Source organism: Clostridium carboxidivorans P7, from assembly GCF_001038625.1.
In the GTDB taxonomy this organism is placed as follows: domain Bacteria; phylum Bacillota; class Clostridia; order Clostridiales; family Clostridiaceae; genus Clostridium_AM; species Clostridium_AM carboxidivorans.
On sequence record NZ_CP011803.1, the window covers coordinates 1,509,545 to 1,535,286 of the forward strand.

Consider the following 25,742-nt stretch of genomic DNA (forward strand, 5'->3'; position numbering starts at 1 on the left):
AAGTATATAAAAATTAACAACAAGTTATGGACGGAATTTTAATATATAAAAATATGCTCTTAATTAATAAAACTTTTAGATGAAGAATGAGAGGAGAAAAGAAATGAATAATAAAAAATATTATCCAACGGCCTTAGCATTGTATTTCACCTATTTTGTACATGGTATTGGGGTATCAATTTTAGGACAGTATAAAAAGGATTTTGCTACTGCTTGGGGAGGACATATTTTAGCTAATGGTAGTGTTGATGTAAGTATAGTACTTGCTGTTATTGCTGCACTTGGACTAGGACGTCTTATTGGATATCCTTTTTCAGGACCTATTTCAGATAAGTTCGGAAGAAGAGTTTCAGGATTAATTGGTATAGTACTTTATGTATGTTACTTCTTTGGTCTTATAGCAGCACCAAATATGTATGTTGCTTATATATTTGCACTAATCGGTGGTGCAGCTAATGCATTTTTGGATACCTGTGTTACTCCATCATGTTTAGAGATTTTTGTAAATTCTGGTGATGTTGCTAACATGTTTACTAAGTTCTCTATATCTATATCTCAGTTTTTACTTCCATTTATGATAGGTATTGTTTCAGCAAATCATATGACTTATAAAACTATTTTTATTGTAACAGGCATTTTACTTGCTATAGATGGTATCTTAATTGCATTTATGCCTTTCCCTCCAATGAATACTAGTGCTAAAAGTGATAAGCCTAAGGAAGAAAAGATGAAATTTACACCAACTAGTATTGCAGTTATTCTTATTGGTTTTACATGTACATCTACATTCCAATTATGGTTAAACTGTAACCAGGAATTAGGAAAGTTATATGGTCTTGCTAAACCAGCTCAAATTCAATCATATTATGCAATGGGATCAATGGTTGCAGTACTTGTAACAGCAGCCCTAGTAAAGGAATTCCTTAAACCAGTTAAAGTACTTGTTCTTTATCCTTTACTTTCCACAATAATGCTTTTGATTATATACTTTGTACAAACCCCAACTATTTGTTTAATAGGCGGATTTGTAATTGGATTTTCAGCAGCAGGTGGAGTACTTCAGTTAGCTGTATCTACAGCAAACTCAATGTTTCCAGCAAATAAAGGTAAAATTACTTCTATAGTTATGCTTGCATCTAGTGCAGCAAACTATATTATCTTAAATGCTGCTGGTGCTATAACAAAATCTGGTGGCACAAATGGACCAAAATATGTAGTTTTATTTAATGTAGTAATTACTGTTATTGGTGTAATACTAGCTTTATATGTAAACAGACAATATGCAAAACATGCAGTAGCATAATAGAATAGAACATACTAAGTAAACTTAATTGCAGATATTATAATATCTGCAATTAAGTTACATCTATTTCTTGAAAAATAATTGTTTGAAAATTATGGATTTTGAATTGTGAAAGTTAAAATTAACTCAATCACGCTTAGTAAGAATATATTAATAGTAAGGGAACAACATAAAGTTAGTAATTTAAAAGAATCAACTAGAAAGATGATTTTTATTATTGAGTACATAGTTGTTTTAACAGCATTTTTTATAAATTGCTTTTTAGATTGCTTTATAAGCGAAAAGAATATGTTAAGTATAGAACTTTATAATCAATTTGAGTATGTATCTATGATAAGAATATTACTTATATGCAAAAGGAATGGTAAAAGGTGGACGGAATAGTTATTCTTACATGCTGTATGTTAACTTTTAAATTATTGAAAATATAAATTATGAAAAATAATTTATACAGGAGGGGAAAAATGATGGAAGTAATTGAGGAGAAAGAAAAAAGCAAGGCAACTGGAAAAAGGTGGTTTATACTACTGTTAGTGTGTGTAATAACGTTTGTAAATTATCTTGATAGGGCGAATTTATCGGTAGCATCAACATCAATATCAAAGGAATTTGCATTAAATCCTGCTGTAATGGGATTGATATTTTCAGCTATGAGCTGGGCATATACTTGTATGCAAATTCCATGTGGGTGGTTTCTTGATACATTTGGACCTAGGTTAGTATATGGAATTGCTCTTTTAGGCTGGTCTTTAGTTACAGGAATTATGTCCTTAGCTTCTGGAGTAAGTAGTTTGATAGCTTGCCGTATTGGTCTTGGCTTTTTCGAAGCACCAGCTTTTCCAGCAAATAATCGTATTGTTACTACTTGGTTTCCGTCTCACGAACGTGGCTTGGCAATTGGAGCTTATACTGGCTCGGAATATGTAGGACTTGCACTTTGCACTCCAATTCTTACATGGCTTTTGGTAACGTTTGGCTGGAGATCCATTTTCATTACTACCGGTGTACTTGGGGTATTATGCTTTATAGGTTGGATTGCTTTTTATCATGATCCTGCTTCTGCAAAAGGCGTTAATAAAGCAGAACTTGACCTCATTAAAAATGGGGGTGGACTTTCTGACACTATAAAAGAGAAGAGAAAGATTAGCTTGAGAGAATTAAAGTATCTTTTTAGTAATAGACAATTGTGGGGCATGTATATAGGTGGATTTTCAATTGCTTCGATATTATTCTTTTTTATGACATGGTTTCCATCTTATCTTGTAAATGAAAAACATATGGCTATATTGAAATTTGGTATATATGGTGCAATACCATATTTTGCAGCTATTGCTGGCGTATTTGTAGCTGGAAGATGGTCTGATTGGATGCTTTCAAAAGGACTTAGCATGAGTATATCTCGTAAGATGCCTGTTATTATTGGTTTGTTACTATCAGCTATGATTATAGGTGGTAATTATACAAATAATATTAGTCTTGTTATAACTTTTATGTGTATTGGTTTCTTTGGACAAGGTATGGCATCAACTGTTTCTTGGGCACTTCTTTCCGAAATAATGCCAAAGAATTTAGTAGGTTTATGCGGAGCTACTTATAATTTTATAACTAATATGGGAGGAGCATTATCGCCTCTTATAGTTGGCTATCTAATCGCTAGAACTGGTTCATATTCTTCAGCATTGGTTTTCATATCAATTATGGGTATTATAGGTGCTGTATCTTATATATTTATAATTGGAAAACCTGAACGTATTATAATTTCTGAACAGGAATAGGTGTGTTGATGGCAATAATTGTTAACATTCGTCATCGTAAAGTTTTCGGCACTTTATCTAAAGAGTAAATGTTTAAATTTTAGTTATTTTATCTATAAAACACCATCATATTCATGACAAGTATTTTATCTATGTGTAAAATGTTTTGGCAAAAAGTGAGTATGATGGTTATTCGCATAGATTATATGTTAATTTTTAAATTATTAAAAAATATGAACCATATCGTAAATTATTCAGTAAGGGGGAGTATATTATGGAAACTTCAACAAAAAAAATACCTGGGGCAAGATGGATGTATATTTTGCCAGTATGCTTTATTACAACTTTTTTCTACTTTATGGACAGGCAAATTATAAGTATAGCGCTGCCAGGAGGTCTTCAAAAGGGACTTGCTTTAAATTCTACAATGGCAGGTTTAGTGGCAGGAGTTTTTTCTATTGGTGTATTATTTCTTTCTGTGCCAGCTGGACAGCTAGCTCAAAAGGGAAAAGTTAAAAAATTTGTTTCACTTTGTATTGCTGGATGGAGTATATTTACTATACTTACTGGATTCGTTCAAACTGGTTGGCAATTAGTAGCAGTTAGATTTGTTATTGGATTTTTTGAAGGTGCATTTTCTCCTGCAATTACTACTATATTTACATTCTGGTTTCCAGATAAAGATGGAGAACGAAACAGAGCAAATTCAACTTATTTTACAGCAATTTCAATAGCAGCAGTTTCTATGGGACCTATTGGAGGAACTCTTATACAATTTTATGGATGGAGAAGTTTATTTATAATACTTGGTTTATTAAGTTTAGTAGGTTGTGCTCTATGGCAATTTTTTATTTTTGATAGACCTGAACAGGCAAAATGGTTGAGCAAAGAAGAAAGAGAGTATATAGAAACAACTATACAACAAGAACGTGAAGAAGCTAAAAAAGTAGCAGGAAATGTTGAAGTAAAAAGTGAAAAATTACCTTTAGGAATTTTATTACGTAACAAATATGTATGGAGTTTATGTATTGTAGGTTTTACTGTAAATATAGGTCAATTTGGTTATACTATTTGGATGCCTACAATGATTAAAGCTATTACGAAAACTAATATTTTAAATGTAGGATTTATATCTATAGTACCAAATATTTTTACAGTAATTGGTCTTTGGGCGTGGACTTATATTGCAACTAAGGTGAAAAATAGAAGACTTACTACAGGTTTGCCTCTTATTATGTTTGCAGCATCTCTGCTAATAGCTAATTTTGCAGGAGGTACATTAACTCCAGTAGCTGAGATTGGATTATTATGTCTTGTCAGCATATTTGTACAAGGACATATGCCAAGCTATTATTCAATACCATCTCTTGTGCTAGTAAAGGAACTTGATGGTCCAGCAAGAGGTATGATGGCTGTTGCTATGGGTTTAGGATCATTTGTTGGTCCATATGCAGTGGGCTATTTTATTACATTAACTGGTTCATCAAAAGCTGGAATGTACTTTTTAACAGCTATGCTTATAATTGGAGGTTTATCTACATTAATATTACCAAAGAATATGGTAGCAAATCCTTCTGGTTCTAAACAGGGAGAAGCTTCTTAAAATGTTTAATAGTTATTGATAAATCTAATTATTAATTGTTAACTAAGTATTTATGGTATTTACTAAAATATTACTATTTAGGAGGAAGTTATTATGGATAGAAATGATGCAATTGGTAGGGAAGTATCAAATGAAGCACTTTTAATGCTTGATGTAGAAAAGGTTTTTGAGAAAACTTATTTGGATATTTCATATGCTAACGAAAGTAAACATCAAAAAATGGATATAATTATTCCAAATGAAGGCGAAGGACCATTTCCGGTAGTTATTAATATTCATGGAGGTGCATGGTTCTTTGGAGATAAGAGAAATGTGCATACAAGATCAAGTATCCAGTTGGCTTTTAAAGGATATGCTGTTGCAACTATCAATTACAGGTTAAGTGGTGATGCAAAATGGCCAGCACAAATATATGATTGTAAGGCAGCTGTAAGGTTTTTAAGAGCAAATGCAGCTAAGTACAATATAAAAACAGATAAAATTGGAGTTATAGGTAATTCATCAGGAGGACATCTTGCTGGAGTTATGGCAGCTACAAATGGATGTCCTGAATATGAAAATTTATCAATGGGAAATTCAGAATATTCTAGTGATGTACAAGCTGTAGCAACATGGTATGGAATTTTTGATTTTATCAATATGGAAAATCATAAAAAGCAACTTGTTAAAGTAGGAGAAACTTATAAAGGTGAAGATGATGGTGTTTTAGATCGTCTAATGGGATGCAGCATAAAAGGAAATGAAGATAAATATGCTGCTGCATCTCCAATTTACCAAATGAGCAAAAATATGCCTCCAATGTTAATTCAGCAGGGGACATCTGATAAAGTAGTACCATATCTACAAGCAATTGATTTCTTTAACAAGTATATAAAATTTTGTGGAGATGAAAATGTGCATATTGATATATTAGAAGGAGCTATTCATGGCGATGATGCTTTTAGGACTAATGAAAATATGTATAAAGTTCTTAAATTTATGGATAAGTATATTATGGAAAGTCAAGATAGATCATATGGAGAAATTCCTGAAATTCCATTAGTTAAATAAATATTAAAAGCTATTGCATAAGGAGTGATACATAATGAAAGTAAAATTGCATCCTGAATATGAAGTTTTAGGAAATCTTCCAACTGATGTAAAAGAAGTAAATAAAATAATTGAACCATTTAAACATTGTGATATACCAGATGATATAGAAATATATGACTCAAAAGTACCTGGCATAGAGGGTGAACCTGATGTGCCAATAAGAGTTTATAGAAAAAAGGGAAGTTCTAAAGCTCCATTGCTTTTAGGCATACATGGAGGAGGATTTGTAGCTGGAAATATCGATAATGACAATGTGCGTGACATAGGCTTTGTAGAAAATGTGCCATGTACTGTTATTTCTGTAGATTACAGATTGGCTCCTAAGCATATTTTTCCTGCACAACTTAACGATTGTCTTGCTGTATTAACCTATGCACATGATCATCCAGAGGAGTTTGGAATAGATCCTGAAAAAATAGCGATATTTGGAACAAGCGCTGGAGGTGCAATTGCAGCAGGTCTTTGCTTATATTTACGTGATCATAATGGTCCTAAAATTTCAATGCAAATTTTAAATTTTCCAGCTCTTGATTATTTAGCAAATACCACTTCAGCTACTCAACTTTTTGATGATGTACCTATGGTTAGAGGAAATGGTTTATCTGATGTATGGAGATTGTATCTTGGTGGTTTTAATGGAACCCAGCCTTCATATTATGCAGTTCCTGCTTTAGCAAGAGATTTATCTGGATTGCCAGCTACATTTGTTGTTACACTGGAATATGATCCACTTCGTGACGAAGGAATAGATTATGCTAGAAGATTGATGGAGTTTTCAGTACCTACAGAACTGTATAGTTTGCCACGTGTTTGTCATGGCTATGATATGGTACCTGGTTCTTTGACATTATGGATAAGAGAAGGAATGTATAATTCCCTTAGACGAGAATTTAACATATTATAATTTCGAATTAGTATGATTTTAGATTAGGTAAAACTATTTGTAAACAAATAATAATTGTTCAAAAAAATATGAAAACATGTAATGAAAAGATGGTTTCTAAGTTGATTAGAAATCATCTTTTTGCATAATATAAAATTTTTTGTCCCAAAATAAGGAATAATTATGAAGGGTATTACAATACATAGAAAAAAGCTATTAATAATTATAAAAATATGTATTAGAATTGTTAAAATATAAATAGTATAATATAAACACAAAATGTTAAAAAAATAACTATATATTAAATGGTGAATAATGATAGTAAAGAATACTTTTTGTAAAGTTGCTTATTTAAAAATTATATAAAATAATTATTTATATCCTTTAAGATAACGATTACTAGAGGTTTATATTAATTTAGTGACTGATTACAATAATATATAAAAATTTTAAATTTAAAGGAGAGAATTATTATGGCAGAAAGAATTACAGGACACACAGAACTTATAGGATTAATAGCATACCCAATTAGACATTCAAGTTCACCAGCAATGCACAATGAAGCGTTTGCAAAATTAGGTTTGGATTATGCTTACCTTGCATTTGAAGTAGGTAATGAAGATTTAGAAGATACTATAAAAGGTTTTAGAGCAATGAAAGTACGTGGATCAAACGTATCAATGCCAAATAAAACAGTTGTTCATAAGTACCTTGACAAGGTATCAGAAGCAGCAGAGCTTTGTGGTGCAGTTAATACAATTGTAAATGATAATGGCGTTTTAACTGGACATATTACAGATGGTATTGGATATATGGGAGCATTAAAGGATGCTGGTATTGATATCATTGGTAAAAAAATGACCATTGTAGGAGCAGGTGGAGCGGCTACAGCAATAGAAATACAAGCTGCTTTAGATGGAGTAAAGGAAATATCAATTTTCAATCGTAAGGATGAATTTTATGCTCGTGCTGAAAAGACAGTAAAGGATATCAATGAAAAAACAAATTGTAAAGCAACATTATATGATTTAGCAGATCTTGATAAATTAAAGGAAGAAATTAAGGATAGTTATATATTTACAAATGCAACTGGAATGGGAATGAAACCTTTAGAAGGACAAACTTATATTCCAGATCCAAGTTTCTTAAGACCAGATTTAATTGTAGTAGATGTTGTTTATTCACCAAGAGAAACAGCATTGTTAAAAATGGCAAAAGAAGTAGGATGTAAAGCAATGAATGGTTTAGGAATGATGTTATTTCAGGGAGCTGCTGCATTTAAATTGTTTACAGGAAAAGATATGCCTATAGAACATATGAAAAATGTATTAGATATTAAATACTAATTAGAATTTATATGTGCATAATGAATAAATCATGAAAATGTTGAAAGTTAAATTATGGGTTGGATTTTTAAATTCAACCCAATTATTGAAACTGAAAAGTTAATAAGTTAACAAAAAAAGGAATTCATAAATTATTAATAATAAAATAATATAGTGAAAATGAATTTTAAGTATATGAAAAAAATCATTTGTATAATACAATAGAAGTGAAATTACGAGAAAAATTGTCTGAAAATTTCAAAAAATACAATTACAAATATTTAACAAACCAATTTAGAAAAATTTAAGTGAAATTGGAGGAGTATTGATGAAAGAAAGTAATATGAACAATTTACAAAACAAACCAACTAAAAAAAGATGGTTTATACTGCTTTTAGTATGTACAATAACTTTTATAAATTATTTGGATAGAGCTAATCTCTCTGTTGCTGCACCGTTTTTATCAAAGGATCTTCATTTAAATCCTGCTCAAATGGGATTGATATTTTCAGCATTAGGATGGTCATATACTTGTATGCAAATTCCTTGTGGATTTCTTCTTGACCGTTTTGGAACTAAATTGATATATGGAATTGCACTTTGTGGATGGTCGCTCTTTACTGGAGCTATGGCTATTACATACAATGTTGCAAACATAATTGCTTGCAGAATTGGACTTGGATTTTTTGAAGCACCTGCTTTTCCTGCTAATGGGCGTATTGTTACTACATGGTTTCCTTCTAAGGAACGCGGACTTGCAATAGGAGCTTATACTGGTGCCGAATATATAGGACTTGCACTTTGTACACCTATAATTACATGGATTATGATAAATTTTGGATGGAGAGCTGTATTTATAGTTACAGGAGCATTAGGACTTTTATTTGCTTTTGTTTGGTTTGCTTGTTATAGCGATCCTGCTAAAACAAAAGGTATTAATAAAGAAGAACTTGAACTTATTAAAAATGGAGGAGGTCTTTCAGATACTGTACCAGAAAAGAGAAAAATCAGTGCAAAAGATTTAAAATATTTATTTTCAAACCGTCAATTATGGGGTATGTATATAGGAGGCTTTTCAATTGCTTCAATACTATTCTTTTTCATGACTTGGTTTCCATCATACCTTGTAAGTGAAAAACATATGCCTATATTAAAAGTTGGAATTTATGGAGCATTGCCTTATTTTGCAGCAATTGCTGGAGTTCTTGTATCTGGAAGATGGTCAGATTGGATGGTTTCTAAAAATCTAGGAATGAGTATATCAAGAAAACTTCCTGTTATTACTGGATTATTATTGTCTTCTGTAATTATAGGAGCTAATTATTCAAATGATGTTAATACTATAATTACATTTATGTCCATAGCATTTTTTGGTCAGGGAATGGCATCAGCTATATCTTGGGCACTGTTATCCGAGATAATGCCAAAAAATTTGGTAGGTTTGTGCGGCAGTACTTATAATTTCATAACTAATTTGGGAGGAACTTTATCTCCAGCTATAGTTGGATATTTAGTTGCTAGAACGGGATCTTATTCTTCTGCGTTAGTTTTTGTATCTGCAATGGGTATTTTAGGAGCCTTTTCTTATATATTTATTATTGGTAAACCTAAACGTGTTGTAATTCCTGACTAGAAAAAAATTTGATTTCATAAGATAAGCACATTGTTACACAAGCGTGTAAGCGAAGTAACTTTCAACTGTATTCCGGCTGATATATGCTGTGAAGGAAAACTCACTTCATTAAAAAGTTCTAATGCTTGAGATATTGAAAAATATCTACCTTCTCAAATGCGACCTCCTGTCGCTTTCGGAGCTTTTGCCGTCCTGGCAAAAATTACGATATTTTTCAATATCTCAAGCAAAGAACTTCTAAAATTCGTTCGAATCTTCCTTCACAGCATATATCAGTCTTCATACAGCTGAAAGTTACTTCTTAGTGCATTACGTGTACACATAATACTTTATGATATTAAATTATAGTTATAAATATGATTGTTGCTTACTAAAATTACCTATAACAATGTAATTAGGTGCGTATGCTTGGAAGTTACTAGTTTGAATTTTAACTTTTATGCAGTAATATATGATAAGGGTGTCATCACATTAGCTAAATTGTTTTAGTATTATTCTTAGCTTAAAATTTTTGAAAGCCTTAGAACTTTAGTCCTGTCTGAGGGAACTGAGTTTGACAAAGTTCTTAGGCTTTCAAAAATTTTGAGCTTTAGAATAATTAAAACATTTAGCCGTGATGACACCCTTATCATATATCACGGAATGAAAGTTAAAATTCAAACTTCCACTGTACCTTTATGTCGCATAATTTTTAAACTGCTAAGGTAAAATCAAAAACAATCCAATAAGAAAATTTTAACAATATTATATTTGTATATTAAAATGTTTTCAATAACAAAATAATTAAATATAGAAAAATTTTAAAAATTTCTTAATAATAATTTATTATGTTATATTAACTTAAAGTTTGTTATAATAAGATGAAAATTTACAAATAAATTAGGGAGTAGATTAAATGAGAGTTTATGAAGTTGCAGTTAGACTGCTATTGGCTATAATTATTGGAGGATTAATAGGATATGAAAGGGAATATCAAAATAGACCAGCAGGATTTAGAACGCATATACTTGTATGTATAGGTGCTTGTGTGATATCTATGATACAACTATATGATGTTCAAAAAACTGTTGAAATGATAGGGCAAAATCCACAATTGAGTAGTGCGTTAAAGGCAGATATAGGTAGAATAGGAGCTCAAGTAGTAAGTGGTGTAGGCTTTTTAGGTGCTGGTACTATACTTCATGAGAAAGGTTCTGTTAAGGGACTTACTACTGCTGCTAGCTTATGGGTAGTTGCATGTATTGGACTTGCAGTTGGATTAGGTTATTATGTGCTAAGCATTTTGTCAACTATTGCTGTAGTTATTGCACTTGTTAGTTTGAAAAAATTTGAAGCAAAATTTATTGATAAGACTAATTTAGTAAAATTGGAAATAGAGTATATGGATAAACAAGGAATGGTACAAATGGTTAATGGGTATTTTGAAGGAAAAAGTATAAAAATAAAAAACATTGAGTTTTTAATTGAAGAAGTGGATGGATGTGAAGATGGGTGTATGAAGAGTCTATATACCATATTAATACCAAGACATGTAAGAAAATCAGAAATTATCAAGCATTTGGCATCTATAGAGGAAGTTATGAGGGTAACAGTTAAATAATTAATTTGACCAAAGTTGATTGTTAATATAAATACAATAATAAACAAAGAAGCTGTAAAAATATTTTGAGGTTAAAAGTATTATATACATTTTTTATTTACAAAAGGTGCTTTTATACTTAATTCTTAAAATAAAGCAGCTTTTTTATTTTTTGCTAAAAACATAAATTTTGCACATTTACTTTTACAATATTTTATATTTTGCAAGTTAAAAGCTGTGATAAAATGAATTTAAAGTTAACAGAGGGGGATTTTGAAATGCTAAAATTCAAGAAAACATTTTCAATATTGATGGTTGCAGCTTTGACTGCAGGATTATTTGCAGGGTGTGGATCAAAAAGTTCTCAAGCAACTAATACACAGGGAAAAGATCAAAAGCTTACAATTTACTGTGGACTTATGGAAGACCATATGGTAGCAGCAACTAAACAATTTCAAAGTGAAACTGGAATAAAAGTAGAAGCTGTTAGAATGAGTTCTGGTGAAATAATGGGAAGGATAAAAGCAGAAAAAGCAAATCCAAAAGCTTCAGTTTGGTTTGGAGGTCCAGCAGATGGCTTTATACAAGCTCAAAAGGAAGGACTTCTTGAAAAGTATGCATCACCAAATGCAAAAGAAATTCCCGACCAGTTTAAAGATAAGGAAGGATACTGGACTGGAATATACAAGGGATATTTAGGAATTGTATCTAATAAAAAATTACTTGCAGAAAAAGGAGTACAAGCTCCTAAAAGCTGGCAGGATTTATTGAAACCTGAATTTAAAGGACAAATAGTAGCAGCTAATCCAGGATCATCAGGAACAGCATATACATTTCTTGCTACCATTATACAAATTATGGGGGAAGAAAAAGGTATGGACTATATGAAGAAACTAAATGGTCAAATTAAGTCATATCAAAAATCAGGAACAGCACCAGGTAGAATGGTTGGACAAGGTGAAGCAATAGTTGGAATTACATTCCTTCATGATGCAATAAAATATAGAGAAGAGGGTATGAAAGACATAGTATTATCTACTCCAAGTGAAGGAACAGGTTATGAAATAGGAGCAGTAGGTATTGTAAAAGGCGGGCCAAATCAAGATGCAGCTAAGAAGTTTGTTGATTGGTGCTTAACTAAAAAAGCTCAAGAAATTGGACAAACAGTAGGTTCATACCAATTCTTGACTAATCCTAAAGCTAATCCACCAAAACAAGCTGAAGAATTAAAAGATGCAAAACTAATAGATTATAAGCTTGAATGGGCAGGATCACATAAAAATGAATTAGTAGAAAAGTGGAACAACGCAGTTAAATAATATTAAATTGGGAATGAAGCAGAAAGCTGCATTCATTTCCAATTTTCCATTTCCAATTTAAAACGAGGTGATGGTATGAAAAATAGTTTAAAAACAGAAATGGATGATGCAAAAAAAATATTTAGAGATCCTATACTTTTAACTACAATAATTTTAGTTGTTTTGTCACTTTTAATTTTTGTAGTTTGGCCATTATATGATGTTTTTAAGGAAAGTTTTTTAACTAAAGATGGTTCTATTACATTTCAATACTATAAGCAAGTTTTAAGTCAGACGGAAACAAAAAAAGTTCTTGCAAATACTTTGATATTGGGAATTTCTGTTGGTTTGGTATCAACAGCAATAGGTTTCTTATTTGCTTATGCTGATGCATATATAAAGATTAAATTTAAAAAAATGTTTAATATACTTACTATTTTACCTATAGTGTCTCCTCCATTTGCATTAGCAATGTCTTTCATAATGCTTTTTGGACAAAGAGGATTTATAACTTACAATATTCTTCATATGAAAAATGCTAATATATATGGATTTACAGGACTTGCTACAGTTCAAATATTAACTTTTTTTCCAGTAGCATATCTAGTTTTGGCAGGATTACTTAAGCAAATAGATCCTTCTTATGAAGAAGCAGCAAGAAATATGGGAGCTTCTAGAGGATATATATTTAAAACTATAACACTTCCTCTTTTAAAGCCGGGAATAGCTAATGCTTTTTTACTTGTATTTATACAAAGTGTAGCAGACTTTGGAAATGCTATGGTTATTGGAGGAAATTTTACAACATTGGCTGCTAAAACTTATTTGCAAGCTATGGGAAATTATGATTTAAAAGGTGGTACAGCATTAGCTACTATATTACTTTCAGTATCTATAATGATGTTTGTTATTCAAAAATACTGGGTAGGTAATAAATCTTATGTAACAGTAACAGGAAAGCCTTCAAGACAAAGAGACTATATTACAGAAAAAATTGTAACTATTCCAGTACAAGGTCTTTGTTTTGCAATTTGTGTATTTATAATGATTTTGTATGTATTAATACCTTATGGATCCTTTGTAAATCTCTGGGGTATAGATTATACACCAACACTTAAGCACTATCAATATATAATGGCATTAGGAGTGAAACCTATAATAGATACAACTATTTTGTCATTAATAGCAATGCCTATAACAGGAATATTAGGTATGATAATAGCATTCTTAATAGTAAGAAAAAAATTTTTAGGAAGAAGAGCAGTGGAATTTGTATCTATGCTTTCTATGGCAGTTCCGGGTACAGCTATAGGTATGGGATACATATTAGCTTATAATAAAGAACCTCTTATTTTAACAGGAACTGCTATTATAATAATTTTGGCATTTATATTTAGAAGTATGCCTGTTGGTATAAGATCAGGTGTTGCATCTCTTCAACAAATTGATCCAGCTATTGAAGAAGCAGCTCAAGATTTAGGAGCTAATTCACTTAAGGTGTTTAGTTCAGTTACAATACCTCTTATAAAATCTGCATTCTTCAGTGGGCTTGTGTACAGCTTTGTAAGAAGTATGACAGCTGTAAGTGCAGTTATTTTTCTTGTGTCTGCTAACTATAATCTATTAACAGTAACAATAATGTCACAGGTAGATGTGGGAAGAATTGGAGTTGCAGCAGGATATTCAACTATACTTATATTTATAGTACTTATAGTTGTTGGAATAATGAAGTTTTTACTTGGTAAAATTGGAATAAATACTTCAACTAGAGAGGTATAGGAGGGATAATATGAGTTCAAAATATGTTAAACTAAAAGATATAGTTAAAATATACAAAGGCGATGCTGGTAAGACTTTTACTGCAGTAGATAATGTATCTCTAGATATAAAACCTGGAGAATTTGTTACACTTTTAGGGCCCTCGGGTTGTGGTAAAACTACAACATTAAGAATGATAGCAGGTTTTGAAGTTCCTACTAGTGGTGATATATATATAGGAGAAGATAAAGTTAATAGTTTGACTCCTGATAAAAGGGATACGGCTATGGTTTTTCAAACTTATGCTCTATTTCCTCACTTGGATATATTTGAAAATGTAGCCTATGGGCTTAAGATAAAAAAGCTTTCTCAGGCTGATATTAAAAGAAATGTAGATAATATACTTAATTTGGTAGGACTTCAGGGATTAGCTAAAAGGGCACCAAATCAACTTTCAGGTGGACAGCAGCAAAGGGTTGCATTAGCTAGGGCACTTGTAATGCAGCCATCAGTGCTGCTATTTGATGAACCACTATCGAATTTGGATGCAAAACTTAGAGTATATATGAGAACTGAAATAAGAAAAATACAAAATAAAATAGGAATTACAAGTGTATATGTAACTCATGATCAGGCAGAAGCTATGAGTATGTCAGATAGAGTTATCATAATGAATAAAGGAGTAATAGAACAAATAGGAACTCCACAGGAAATTTATAAGAAACCTGCTTCAGAGTTTGTAGCGGATTTTATAGGAGTTGCTAATATATTTAATGCTAAGGTTAAAGAAATTACTTCAGAAGGAGTTTGTATAGAATTATTTGATAATAACTTTGTTGTTAAGACAGATAGTAAAGTTACAGTAAATGATGAAGTGAAGGTAGTAATGAGACCAGAAGCTCTTAAACTTTCTGATGAAGGCAGTATAAAGGTTAATGTTAAATCTTCAGTGTTTATGGGAGCTTATCAGGATTATGTAGCAAACTATAAAGGTTTACTAGTAAAAGTTTTAGAATATGATCCAGCAAACAAAAAAGTTTATAAAGAAGGTGAAAATGTTTATTTGGATGTATATCCAAATATCATTCATATAATCCCAAGAGGATAAAATTATAAATTACGACCGCAAAAAAAGACCAATTATAAGGTCTTTTTTTGTATTAATGCCAAATTTTAAAATATGCTGTATAATTAAAGTAGTAGGTGGTATGGTGATTAAAGATATAGAATACAAAATATTGAACTATATGATACATATAGATGATTTTTTAACTATTAAAAACATAGCTGAACAATTGGATATAAGTGAAAGAATGGTAAGATATGCTTTAGATAACATTGAGTATATTCTTAAAAAAAACAATATGCCTGAACTTAGAAGAAAATATGGTTTAGGCATTAAGATTTGTCTTACAAGAGAACAGTTAGACCTTATTGCAAGAAGAGAATCCATATATAAAAATTATCTAGGTTTTAGTAATAAAAATAGGCTTATATTGTACCTTTTAAAAAGTCATTATTCTAGAACACTTCTAGAACTTTCAGATTTTACAGGTGTCAGCAAAGCTACAGTATCTAAATATTTGTGTGAAGTTGAAGAATATTTGTTGGAAAAAGATATAAAGCTTGTTAAAAAGAGGAATAAAGGGGTATATCTTATAGGTAAAGAAGTAGCTAAAAGAAGGTTGATATATAGTATTGTTTTAGAGAGCTATGATTATTCAAAAATGCAGGGGTTATTAATGCCTAAAAATATGGATGACTTAATGATAAAAAATTATTTTTACGGCATAGATATAAAGTATATATGGGAAATACTGAGAAAGTCTTTATTGCAGAGAAAAATTACTTTTTCAGATGTAGCCTTTTATAACATGATAATAAATACTTGCATAATGTTAAAAAGAATTCAGCAGAGATTTTTAGTAGATATAGAATTGGAAAAAATAAATTATTTGTCAGAAACCTTTGAATATGAAGAAGCTAAAAAATACTGCAAAGATATTTCAGAAAAATATTCTGTAGTTATACCTAAAACAGAAATAGTCTGGATTACAATGCATTTTTTAGGTGCTAATCCTGTAAAACTTCTTGAAGAAGATATTTTTTCTAGTGTGTCACAGAGAACAAAGCTTATGAATTGTACTGCAGCTATGGTAGATGCTTTTGAAAATGAGATGCACATTAAGTTTAACAATTCTGATGAGATTGTAAGAGGATTATTTGTACACCTAATTCCAGCTATAAATAGAATGAAATACAATATATTTATAAAAAATAATTTAAAAGAAGATATAAAAAATTGTTATCCAGAAACATTTGAAGCCGCAGTAAAGGTTTGTAAGTATGTTGAAGATCAATTTAAAATAAAGTTTAGAGAAGATGAAGTGTCTTATGTGTGTTTGCATTTTGGAGCAGCTTTAGAGAAAATGAATAAAGGATTTACAACTAAAAAAAGAGTTATAGTAGTATGTTCTACAGGAATTGGAACTTCAAAACTTCTAGCTAGTAAACTAAAGAATAACTATGAAGATATAGAAATAGTAGATGTACTTTCTTACAATGAATTTGTATCAAGAAATACTTATGATATAGATTATGTCATAAGTACTGTAGCTATAAAAGAAGCTAATGTTCCAATTATAGTAGTAAATCCTTTAATTAATAATGATGATAAAATCAAACTTTCAAAAATTTTTAATCCTAAGATAAGAAGAAATGAAGAAGATATAGATGCTATTATGAAAATAATAAGCAGTAACTGTATTATAAAAGATGTGAACAAGCTTAGAGAACAATTAGTTAAGCATCTAATTGGAGATTATAAAGAAAAAACTCTTCATATATATGATTTACTAAATGAGAAATTAATTTTAACACAAGGAGAATTTTCATGTGCAAAGGAAGCAATAAAGTATTGTGGTAAATTGCTTTTAAATAATGGTATTGTAAATGAAAACTATGTAAATAGCCTTGTAAAATCTATAGATAGAAAAGGGAAAAATGGTCCTTATATTGTTATATCTGATGGTATAGCACTTCCACATAGTAGACCAGAGGATGGCGCTTTGGATACTGGATTTTCCATTATAACTTTAAAAAAGCCTTTAAATTTTGGGCATAAAAATCATGACCCAGTTAAAGTTATAATAACATTTGCAACTAAGGATAATAAAAGCCACCTAAAGGCTTTAGAAGAAATTATAACAATTTTTAATCATAGAGAAAATTTAAGACTTTTATTAAAATGTAAAAATGAAAAAGATTTTATGAGAAGTATTTTACATTTACTTAAAAATGAATCTGTACATTAGTAGTAAGAAACATAAACCTTAAAAACTGGAGGTAATTATAGTGATTGACATAGTAGTAGTATGCAGCCTTGGGCTCGGAAGTAGTTTTATAATAGAATGTAATGTTAAAAAGTACCTTGAAAATAAAAATTTAAAATATAACATTATAAGAAGTGATATTACTACAGCAGAGTTTTATGATCCAGATGTTTATATATGTTCAGAAGATATAAACTTTACAGTAGATAAAAGGCAAATAAATAAAATAGAGCTATTAGATTTGATGGATGAAGAAGAATTGAAAAGTAAACTTGGTGGCTTTCTAAAAAGTAGGAGTTTTTAAACATGGAGACTTTAATGAAAAGTGATGTGTTTTTAGTAATCATTGTTGCATTAGGGCTTATAGTGCAAAGAAAAAACTTTAGAAGCATAGTTGTTTCATTAATAAAGGTAAGCATGGGATATAGCATTATAAATTTTGGGTCTAGTATAGCAAAAAATAGTTTAAGTGTACTTAGTCTTATCATAAGAAGATCAGTGCATGCATTTGACATTATTCCAAATAATGAGACTATGGTAAGTATAATAGGTAATTCTGATGGAAAAATAGTATTTTTTATAATGATTATTGCTATGCTAGTTAATATTATTATATGTAAATTCACAAGGATTAAATATATTTTCTTAAATGGATATTATATTTTTTATATGGCAGGAATGATGGCTATTCTAATTAACAACAAAAATTCAAAAATATTTATCATGCTGGCAGGTGCATATTTAGGAATTTTCATGAGTATACTGCCTTTTATTACATCAATATTTATTAAAAGAATATCTAAGAGGGATGACATAGGATTAGCTCATTTTGGAAGTTTTGCTTGTATCATTGGTGGTATTTGTGCTTTAATATTTAAAAAACGTGAAGAAATAAAAAAAGAAAAAAATAAAATTTCATTTATGAGAGACAGCAGTGTGCTTATGGCAGTAAGTATGTTTGTAATATATCTTTTAGCTGTAATAAATGTGGATAAAGGCTTTTTAAATGATTTTACAGGAGAAACTGATAAATTATATATAGCATTTAAATACAGCATAAATTTTACTGTTTCATTTTACTTAATAGTCTTAGGAGTAAGAATGATGACAGATGAAATATTGTATTCCTTTAAAGGAATTGCAGAAAAAATTATATCTGATGCCAAACCAGCTTTGGATGCTGCTGTATTTTTTGTGTACAAACCTGAAATGATAATTATAGGCTTTATATGCAGTCTTTTAGCAGGAATAATAACACTTTTAATTCAAATAAAGCTTAAAACAACTATAGTGGTTCCAGCAGTAACTGCACATCTTTTTTCAGGTGGAACTGCTAGTATTTTTGGATATTCTGTTTCAGGAAGAAGAGGAGCAGTATTATCTTCATTTGTGCATGGAGTAATTATTAGTGTATTACCTATATTTCTTCTTCCTATATTAAAGCCTAATATAGGACTTATGAGAACCTGCTATGCTGATTCAGATTTTAGTATATTGGCAATGATATTTAATTCTATAATGAAGCTTTTTTTTCAATAACAAAAAAATTATAATCACATATAATATTATAGTGTAGTAATATTGAAAGGTGATTTAAATGCCATTTTGTCCTTACTATTATAGCTATTTTAGACAGAGTTCAGCATATTCATACATTAGAGTTTTTCATGCAGCACCAGATGCTCCCGCAGTAGATGTTTATGCTAATAACGCTGTGATTGTGTCAAATATTAAATTTAAAGGCTTTTCACAATATATAAAAGTGCCACAAGGAAGATATAAAATTAGGGTTTTTAAAAGAGGTACTAAGAATAATCCATTGATAGAAAGAGATATGATTGTACCTGAAAATAAAATACTTACTTTAGCTGCAGTAGGTATAATGCCTAACTTGGAACTGAAAACAATAGAAGATACTTTAGAACCTTTAAGACGTGGAAGATCTAAAGTAAGATTTATTCATCTGTCTCCAGATGCACCTGCTGTAGATATTACATTACCTAATGGAGATGTAATTTTTAAAAATGTGTCCTACAAGGAAATTACTGGATATAGGGAGATTCGTCCAGGAAGTTATAATCTCCAAGTAAGAGCTGCGGGTACAGATCAAAAAGTATTACTTTTACCTAATACTAGATTTGGACCTAATAAATTTTATACTATTTATGCAGTAGGTTTAGTAAATAGAGAACCTAAATTGCAAGTTGTGATGCCGTTAGATGGAAACACATATTTAAAATTTTAAAATATGACCTTTATAAAATAAGCATATTGCGAAGCAAAGCTTCGCAATGTTTTTAAACTGCTTAAAACTTATAGCATTATTAATACGATAAAAGTTTACTAACTAGTATTGACAAGCTTTAGTGAAAATGTTATCATTATTCCATAATAAATTAATTGAGGATTGTTACTGGTTATGCAGGCAAAACCTAAATTAAAGTAAGCAACATTTTTGTTTATTTTAATTTAGGTTTTATTATTTTATAAGATAAGATCCTTTTATATAGTATACTTTAGTAGTGGGGGATATATATGGTAATAAAAAAGATACTGAATAATAATGTAGTTACTGTTATAGATGAATCTACTGGATTAGAAAAGGTTATTATGGGTAGAGGAATTGCTTTTAAAAAAAATGTTGGGGAAAATTTAGATGAGTCAAAAATTGAAAAAGTGTTTTCTATAGAAAATAAAAATGAAAATGTAAAGTTTCAAAAGCTTATAAATGAGATACCACTTGAATACATAAAAGTATCTGAAAAGATAATAAGCCATGCAAGAGAAGTTTTAGATAATAACCTAGATGATCATATATATGTAGCTTTAACAGACCATTTAGCTTTTGCTATAAAAAGATCAATATCAGGTATATACATAGAAAATCATTTGCTTTGGGAAATACAAAGAATTCATAAAAAGGAATATGAGATTGGGCTTTGGGCTTTAAAGTTTATAAAAGATGAATTAAATATTGAAATGAAAGAAGATGAAGCTGGATTCATAGCTTTACATTTAATTAATGCAACTATAGGGCAGAATATGAATAATACTATGAATATAACTTCTATAGTACAAGATATATTAAATATAATTAAATATTATTTTACCATAGAATTTGTAGAGAATGATATTTCTTATGATAGACTAGTAACACATTTAAAATATTTTGCTCAAAGAGTTATGAGTAAAAAGCATTTAACAGAAGAAGAAGTTTCATTTTTAAAATTAGTAAAGGAAAATTATGAAGATGCTTATAAATGTACTTTAAAAATTAAAGCATATATAGAAAAAAATTATGATTATATGGTAAGTGATGGAGAAATAGTTTATCTAACCTTACATTTGCAGAGAGTTATATCTGCTTTGAAAAATTAATAAATTAGGATTGTTACTGTTGTCAGGCAAAACCTAAATTGAATTAATATATATTTAAGCTAAATTATGCTTTAATGTATTTTAATCAATTTGGGTTTTTTTATATTAAATTAAAAATTAAAACATTAAGCTGTAGGCGCCGCAAGTTTAATGTTATTTATTAAAAATGTTATATAAGGAGGAAAATTGATATGGATTATAATAAAGTAGCAAAAGAAATTTTGCCATTAGTTGGTGGACAAAAAAATATTGAAAGTGCAGCTCATTGTTCTACAAGATTGCGTTTAGTTTTAAAAGATAATAAGAAGGCTAATAAAAGTAAATTAGAAGCCATGGAAGAAGTTAAGGGGGTTTTTGAAAGTGCAGGTCAACTTCAGATAATTATAGGTCAGGGAGCTGTTAACAAGGTTTATGATGCTTTAATATCAAATACAGATATTTCAAAAGCCAGCATGGGAGAAGCCAAAAAGGCAGCTATGAAAAATATGAATCCTCTGCAGAGATTTGCTAGAGTTTTATCCAATATATTTGTTCCTATTATACCTGCTATAGTAGCTAGTGGACTTTTAATGGGTGCTTTAGGAATGTGCAGTACTTTTGGATGGATAAATTCAAAAAGCGGAATGTTTGTACTTTTAGATATGTTTTCTAATGCTGCTTTTGTATTTTTACCAGTTTTGATAGCTTTTAGTGCAGCTAAGGAATTTAATACAAATCCATTTTTAGCAGCAGCTTTAGGGGGAATTATGATTCACCCTAGTTTACAAAATGCATGGACATTAGGTGAAGGAATAAAAAATAGTATAACAGTTTTTGGTTTACATCTTAGCATGGTTGGATATCAAGGAACAGTTTTACCTATACTTATAGCAGTTTGGGTAATGGGATATATAGAAAGGTCACTTAGAAGAGTAATTCCAAATGTGTTAGATATACTTGTAACTCCATTTTTAACTTTAATGATTACTGCATTTTTTTCAATGTTTGTTATAGGACCAGCAGGAAGGTTTATTGGTGATGGAATATCATTAGGATTTCAATCGTTATATAATGGAGCAGGATTTTTTGCAGGTATTGTACTTGGAGGATTATATTCTACTATAGTAATAACAGGAGTACATCACAGCTTTCATGCCATTGAAGCAGGACTTTTAGCTAATCCACATATTGGTAAGAACTTCTTGCTGCCAATTTGGTCTATGGCTAATGTAGCACAAGGTGGAGCAGCTTTAGCAGTATACTTTAGAACAAAAAATAAAAAAATAAAATCCATTGCAGTTCCAGCATCATTATCTTGTTTGCTTGGAATAACAGAACCAGCTATATTTGGAGTAAATTTAAGATTTGGAAAACCATTTATTGCAGCTGCTGCAGGTGGTGCTATAGGTGGTGCTTACATGGCATTTACTAAAGTATCTATGACTGCAGTTGGAGTTACAGGTATTCCTGGAACTGCTATTGTAAAACAAGGATCAATAATTAATTATTTAATTGGATTAGTTTTAGCTTTTGGAGGAGCCTTCATAATAACTATAATACTTGGTTTTAAGGATGAAATTGAAGCAGATAATAAGAACAATGATGATAATGAATCTGAAAAAGAATTAGAAAAAGCTATTAATAATTTAGATAGTGTAGAAAAACTAGTAGCTCCAATGAAAGGTGAAGCAATAGATTTAACAAGAGTACCAGATAAAACATTTGCAGCAAAATTATTAGGTGAAGGTATGGCTATAGATCCTGAAGATGGTGTAGTTATATCTCCTATAGAAGGAAAAATAGCTCATTTATTTGAAACAAAACATGCTGTAGCTATAGAAAGTAAATCTGGTATTGAAATATTAATTCATATTGGAATAGATACGGTAAAAATGAATGGAGAAGGTTTCAAAGCTTTTGTAAAAAGTGGAGACAATGTTAAAGCTGGAGATAAATTATTAGAAGTAGATTTAAATTTAGTAAAAGAAAAGGCAAAATCACCTATAACTTCTGTAGTTGTGACAAATTCAGAAAAATTTAATTTTATTAAAGGCGTAAAAGAAGGAAAAGTAGAATTAAATGATGAATTTATATTGGTAGGAAATACTAAAGATTAAAGTGCAGTGAAAGTTAAAATTCAAACTGGTAACTTCAAGTGTGCACAGTTAATTACATTGGTATGGATAATTTTTAAGTTGTAAATCGCTGCAACTGCAATTTTAGGAGGAATAATTATGAATAACAGCATATTATGTGTAGGTGAATTGCTTATTGATTTTATTTGTTCAGATGTTAACTCTAGTTTATCAGCAGGAAGTAATTTTGTTAAAAAGGCAGGGGGAGCACCTGCCAACGTTACAGCAGCTATAGCCAAGTTAGGTGGAAAGGCTTTATTTGCAGGTAAGGTTGGAAAGGATGCCTTTGGAGTATTTTTAAAGGATACTTTAGATCAAGCAGGTGTAGATACTTCTATGCTAATTATGGATGATAATTCAAATACTACACTAGCTTTTGTTTCTTTAAAATCTAATGGTGAAAGGGACTTTATATTCAATAGAGGTGCAGATGGATTATTAAAGTATGAAGAGTTAGAAGAGAAAAAAATAAAAGCTTCAAAGATAATACATTTTGGATCTGCTACAGCACTCCTTGGTGGAGAATCAAAAGAAACTTATTTAAAAATTATGGAGGTTGCAGAAAAACAAAATATATTTATAGCTTTTGATCCTAATTATAGAGTAGATCTATGGAAAGGAAGAACTGAAGAATTTATAGAAACATCTAAGTTTTGCATGAAGTATGCTGATTTGGTAAAAGTAAGTGATGAAGAAATAAAAATTATATCAGGAGAAGATGATTTAAATAAAGGACTAGAAGTTCTTCATAAACTAGGAGCTAAAATTGTAGCTGTAACTTTAGGAAAAGAAGGAACTTTAATATCAAATAGTAAAGATTATACTACAGTTAGTAGTATAAAAATAAAATCTATAGATTCTACAGGTGCAGGAGATGCTTTTGTTGGAGCATTTTTATATAAAGCAGCAGAACTTGAAGAGCCTAAGTCTTTAATAGAAAATTTCGAGAAAATAGAAGAAATAACTGCTTTTGCAAATAAGGTAGGAGCTGTTGTATGTACAAAATTGGGAGCTATAGCATCATTACCAACGTTAGGAGAAATAGAAAAACTGTAAAGAATATTATTGATTTTATGCAAAATAGAGAAATGGTGTTAAATATGAATAGAAATGAAGAATTATTAAAAAAGGCTTATGAGAGTATGGAAAAAATGAAGCCTTTGGTGCAAGCTGATTATTACAGGCTAAAATATCATATAATGCCTCCAGCAGGACTTTTAAATGATCCCAATGGCTTTATATATATTAATGGTGAGTATCATTTGTTTTATCAGTTAAATCCCTTTGATACAAAGCATGCATCAAAGCATTGGGGACATGTTAAAAGTAAGGATTTAGTCAACTGGAGTGATGCTTCTATAGCCTTGGTTCCAAGTAATTGGTATGAAACTCATGGGTGTTATTCTGGAAGTGCAGTTAATGATAATGGTGTTTTAACTATTATGTATACTGGAAATATTAAAGATAAAGAAGGAAATAGAGAAACTTATCAATGCTTAGCTATGAGCAAGGATGGCATGAATTTTGAAAAGTACGATAATAACCCAGTAATCAATAATCAGCCTGAAGGATATACTAGACATTTTAGAGATCCTAAGGTTTGGAAGAATGGACATTTGTGGTATGCAGTACTAGGTACTCAAACTACAGAAATGGAAGGCAGGGTTTTACTATATAAATCAGAAAACTTAAAAAAGTGGGAGCTCATAGGAGAAGTTACAGGTTCAAATATAAATGGTTTGGGGAATTTTGGGTATATGTGGGAATGCCCTGATCTTTTTCCTTTAGATGGTAAGGATGTATTAATAGCGTGTCCTCAAGGGTTAGAGCCTAAAGGCGATTTATACAATAATATATATCAATCAGGATATTTTATAGGAAAATTAAACTATGATACTGGAAAAATGGAGCATGGTGAGTTTGTAGAATTAGATAGAGGATTTGAATTTTATGCACCTCAAACAACTATAGATGATAAGGGAAGAAGAATTTTAATAGGATGGATGGGGCTGCCAGAAAGGGATGAACATCCTACAGTAAATCATGGATGGCTGCATGCCATGACCATTCCAAGAGTATTACAGCTTAAAGGTGAGAAATTGTATCAAAGTCCTGTAGAAGAAGTGAAATTACTTAGAAAAGAAGAAGTTTCATATAATAATATAATAATAGACAATGAAGAAATTCAGCTTGAAAATATTCAAGGGGATGTTTTAGAGCTTTATGTGGAATTTGAATTAAAAGAAATAAGTAATTTAGAAGAGATAGGTATAAAGGTAAGGTGTTCAGAAGATAACAAAGAATATACTACATTATCATATAATTTATATAGTAACAAGTTCATACTAGATAGAAATAATAGTGGAAAAGGTTATAAAGGCATAAGAAAATGTAAAATGGATTTTTGCAAAAAGCTAAAATTAAACATTTTCATGGATACTTCCTCAATAGAAATATTTATAAATGATGGTGAAGAAGTTTTTACAAGCAGGATTTATCCTGAAAAGAATAGCAGAGGCATAAAATTTTTTGCTAAGGGTGGTACTGTAAAAATAAATAAAATAGTAAAATGGAATATATAACGATTTAGAATGCTCCATAAGAAAGTAAATTTCTTGTGGAGTTTTTTAATATGAATTCTACAAATATATGTAAAAAATAATATTTATGAGTTAGTTTGCTTTAAATCA

The 25,742-nt window shown here is 30.1% G+C and carries 20 protein-coding genes; all 20 read left to right on the forward strand.

The window, feature by feature from the left end:
• Positions 1–103: 103 nt before the first annotated feature.
• On the forward strand, positions 104–1,303 hold the full coding sequence (locus Ccar_RS06505) for an MFS transporter (protein ID WP_007060893.1): 1,200 nt from the start codon (positions 104–106) through the stop codon (positions 1,301–1,303).
• Positions 1,304–1,411: 108 nt separating this feature from the next.
• Entirely contained in the window at positions 1,412–1,687 is a 276-nt protein-coding gene (locus Ccar_RS06510; RefSeq protein ID WP_007060892.1) for a hypothetical protein, read from the forward strand.
• Between the two features lie 80 nt (positions 1,688–1,767).
• Entirely contained in the window at positions 1,768–3,078 is a 1,311-nt protein-coding gene (locus Ccar_RS06515) for an MFS transporter (protein ID WP_007060891.1), read from the forward strand.
• Between the two features lie 253 nt (positions 3,079–3,331).
• Positions 3,332–4,660: an MFS transporter gene (locus tag Ccar_RS06520; protein ID WP_007060890.1), complete on the forward strand. Its 1,329-nt coding sequence runs from the start codon at positions 3,332–3,334 to the stop codon at positions 4,658–4,660.
• 93 nt (positions 4,661–4,753) lie between these two features.
• Positions 4,754–5,710 (forward strand): alpha/beta hydrolase, encoded by a 957-nt coding sequence (locus Ccar_RS06525; protein WP_007065165.1) that lies wholly within the window; start codon positions 4,754–4,756, stop codon positions 5,708–5,710.
• A gap of 34 nt (positions 5,711–5,744) precedes the next feature.
• Entirely contained in the window at positions 5,745–6,656 is a 912-nt protein-coding gene (locus tag Ccar_RS06530) for an alpha/beta hydrolase (RefSeq protein WP_007060887.1), read from the forward strand.
• Between the two features lie 452 nt (positions 6,657–7,108).
• Positions 7,109–7,981: a shikimate dehydrogenase gene (locus Ccar_RS06535; protein ID WP_034826983.1), complete on the forward strand. Its 873-nt coding sequence runs from the start codon at positions 7,109–7,111 to the stop codon at positions 7,979–7,981.
• 307 nt (positions 7,982–8,288) lie between these two features.
• Positions 8,289–9,593, forward strand: coding sequence for an MFS transporter (locus tag Ccar_RS06540; protein WP_007060884.1), 1,305 nt, complete (start codon positions 8,289–8,291; stop codon positions 9,591–9,593).
• Between the two features lie 895 nt (positions 9,594–10,488).
• Entirely contained in the window at positions 10,489–11,193 is a 705-nt protein-coding gene (locus tag Ccar_RS06545) for an MgtC/SapB family protein (protein ID WP_007064175.1), read from the forward strand.
• Between the two features lie 257 nt (positions 11,194–11,450).
• Positions 11,451–12,491 (forward strand): ABC transporter substrate-binding protein, encoded by a 1,041-nt coding sequence (locus tag Ccar_RS06550; RefSeq protein WP_007064176.1) that lies wholly within the window; start codon positions 11,451–11,453, stop codon positions 12,489–12,491.
• Between the two features lie 75 nt (positions 12,492–12,566).
• Positions 12,567–14,249: an ABC transporter permease gene (locus tag Ccar_RS06555; RefSeq protein ID WP_007064177.1), complete on the forward strand. Its 1,683-nt coding sequence runs from the start codon at positions 12,567–12,569 to the stop codon at positions 14,247–14,249.
• Positions 14,250–14,259: 10 nt separating this feature from the next.
• The gene (locus Ccar_RS06560) at positions 14,260–15,336 is read left to right on the forward strand and encodes an ABC transporter ATP-binding protein (protein WP_048029996.1); all 1,077 of its coding nucleotides are present in this window, start codon (positions 14,260–14,262) and stop codon (positions 15,334–15,336) included.
• A gap of 100 nt (positions 15,337–15,436) precedes the next feature.
• The gene (locus Ccar_RS26280; RefSeq protein WP_242852191.1) at positions 15,437–17,542 is read left to right on the forward strand and encodes a BglG family transcription antiterminator; all 2,106 of its coding nucleotides are present in this window, start codon (positions 15,437–15,439) and stop codon (positions 17,540–17,542) included.
• A 40-nt stretch (positions 17,543–17,582) separates the two neighbouring features.
• The gene (locus tag Ccar_RS06575; RefSeq protein ID WP_007062021.1) at positions 17,583–17,864 is read left to right on the forward strand and encodes a PTS sugar transporter subunit IIB; all 282 of its coding nucleotides are present in this window, start codon (positions 17,583–17,585) and stop codon (positions 17,862–17,864) included.
• 2 nt (positions 17,865–17,866) lie between these two features.
• Positions 17,867–19,099, forward strand: coding sequence for a PTS transporter subunit IIC (locus Ccar_RS06580; protein WP_007062020.1), 1,233 nt, complete (start codon positions 17,867–17,869; stop codon positions 19,097–19,099).
• Positions 19,100–19,157: 58 nt separating this feature from the next.
• Positions 19,158–19,805: a DUF4397 domain-containing protein gene (locus Ccar_RS06585; RefSeq protein WP_007062019.1), complete on the forward strand. Its 648-nt coding sequence runs from the start codon at positions 19,158–19,160 to the stop codon at positions 19,803–19,805.
• 290 nt (positions 19,806–20,095) lie between these two features.
• Positions 20,096–20,938 carry a BglG family transcription antiterminator LicT gene (licT, locus tag Ccar_RS06590; protein WP_007065169.1) on the forward strand — a complete coding sequence of 281 codons (843 nt, stop codon included), beginning with the start codon at positions 20,096–20,098 and terminating at the stop codon, positions 20,936–20,938.
• A gap of 191 nt (positions 20,939–21,129) precedes the next feature.
• Positions 21,130–23,034, forward strand: a complete 1,905-nt coding sequence (locus tag Ccar_RS06595) for a sucrose-specific PTS transporter subunit IIBC (protein WP_048029997.1) — start codon at positions 21,130–21,132, stop codon at positions 23,032–23,034.
• 117 nt (positions 23,035–23,151) lie between these two features.
• Entirely contained in the window at positions 23,152–24,108 is a 957-nt protein-coding gene (locus Ccar_RS06600) for a carbohydrate kinase family protein (RefSeq protein WP_007065172.1), read from the forward strand.
• On the forward strand, positions 24,048–25,634 hold the full coding sequence (locus tag Ccar_RS06605; protein ID WP_007062013.1) for a glycoside hydrolase family 32 protein: 1,587 nt from the start codon (positions 24,048–24,050) through the stop codon (positions 25,632–25,634). Before Ccar_RS06600 ends, Ccar_RS06605 begins: the two co-directional genes overlap by 61 nt.
• The last annotated feature ends 108 nt before the right edge of the window (positions 25,635–25,742 follow it).

Bases quoted from the DNA above. Each gene is read 5' to 3' on its own strand.
- Ccar_RS06505 (WP_007060893.1), top strand. From the start codon at position 104: ATGAATAATAAAAAATATTATCCAACGGCCTTAGCATTGTATTTCACC.
- Ccar_RS06515 (WP_007060891.1), top strand. From the start codon at position 1,768: ATGATGGAAGTAATTGAGGAGAAAGAAAAAAGCAAGGCAACTGGAAAA.
- Ccar_RS06520 (WP_007060890.1), top strand. From the start codon at position 3,332: ATGGAAACTTCAACAAAAAAAATACCTGGGGCAAGATGGATGTATATT.
- Ccar_RS06525 (WP_007065165.1), top strand. From the start codon at position 4,754: ATGGATAGAAATGATGCAATTGGTAGGGAAGTATCAAATGAAGCACTT.
- Ccar_RS06530 (WP_007060887.1), top strand. From the start codon at position 5,745: ATGAAAGTAAAATTGCATCCTGAATATGAAGTTTTAGGAAATCTTCCA.
- Ccar_RS06535 (WP_034826983.1), top strand. From the start codon at position 7,109: ATGGCAGAAAGAATTACAGGACACACAGAACTTATAGGATTAATAGCA.
- Ccar_RS06540 (WP_007060884.1), top strand. From the start codon at position 8,289: ATGAAAGAAAGTAATATGAACAATTTACAAAACAAACCAACTAAAAAA.
- Ccar_RS06545 (WP_007064175.1), top strand. From the start codon at position 10,489: ATGAGAGTTTATGAAGTTGCAGTTAGACTGCTATTGGCTATAATTATT.
- Ccar_RS06550 (WP_007064176.1), top strand. From the start codon at position 11,451: ATGCTAAAATTCAAGAAAACATTTTCAATATTGATGGTTGCAGCTTTG.
- Ccar_RS06555 (WP_007064177.1), top strand. From the start codon at position 12,567: ATGAAAAATAGTTTAAAAACAGAAATGGATGATGCAAAAAAAATATTT.
- Ccar_RS06560 (WP_048029996.1), top strand. From the start codon at position 14,260: ATGAGTTCAAAATATGTTAAACTAAAAGATATAGTTAAAATATACAAA.
- Ccar_RS26280 (WP_242852191.1), top strand. From the start codon at position 15,437: ATGGTGATTAAAGATATAGAATACAAAATATTGAACTATATGATACAT.
- Ccar_RS06580 (WP_007062020.1), top strand. From the start codon at position 17,867: ATGGAGACTTTAATGAAAAGTGATGTGTTTTTAGTAATCATTGTTGCA.
- Ccar_RS06585 (WP_007062019.1), top strand. From the start codon at position 19,158: ATGCCATTTTGTCCTTACTATTATAGCTATTTTAGACAGAGTTCAGCA.
- licT (WP_007065169.1), top strand. From the start codon at position 20,096: ATGGTAATAAAAAAGATACTGAATAATAATGTAGTTACTGTTATAGAT.
- Ccar_RS06595 (WP_048029997.1), top strand. From the start codon at position 21,130: ATGGATTATAATAAAGTAGCAAAAGAAATTTTGCCATTAGTTGGTGGA.
- Ccar_RS06600 (WP_007065172.1), top strand. From the start codon at position 23,152: ATGAATAACAGCATATTATGTGTAGGTGAATTGCTTATTGATTTTATT.
- Ccar_RS06605 (WP_007062013.1), top strand. From the start codon at position 24,048: ATGTACAAAATTGGGAGCTATAGCATCATTACCAACGTTAGGAGAAAT.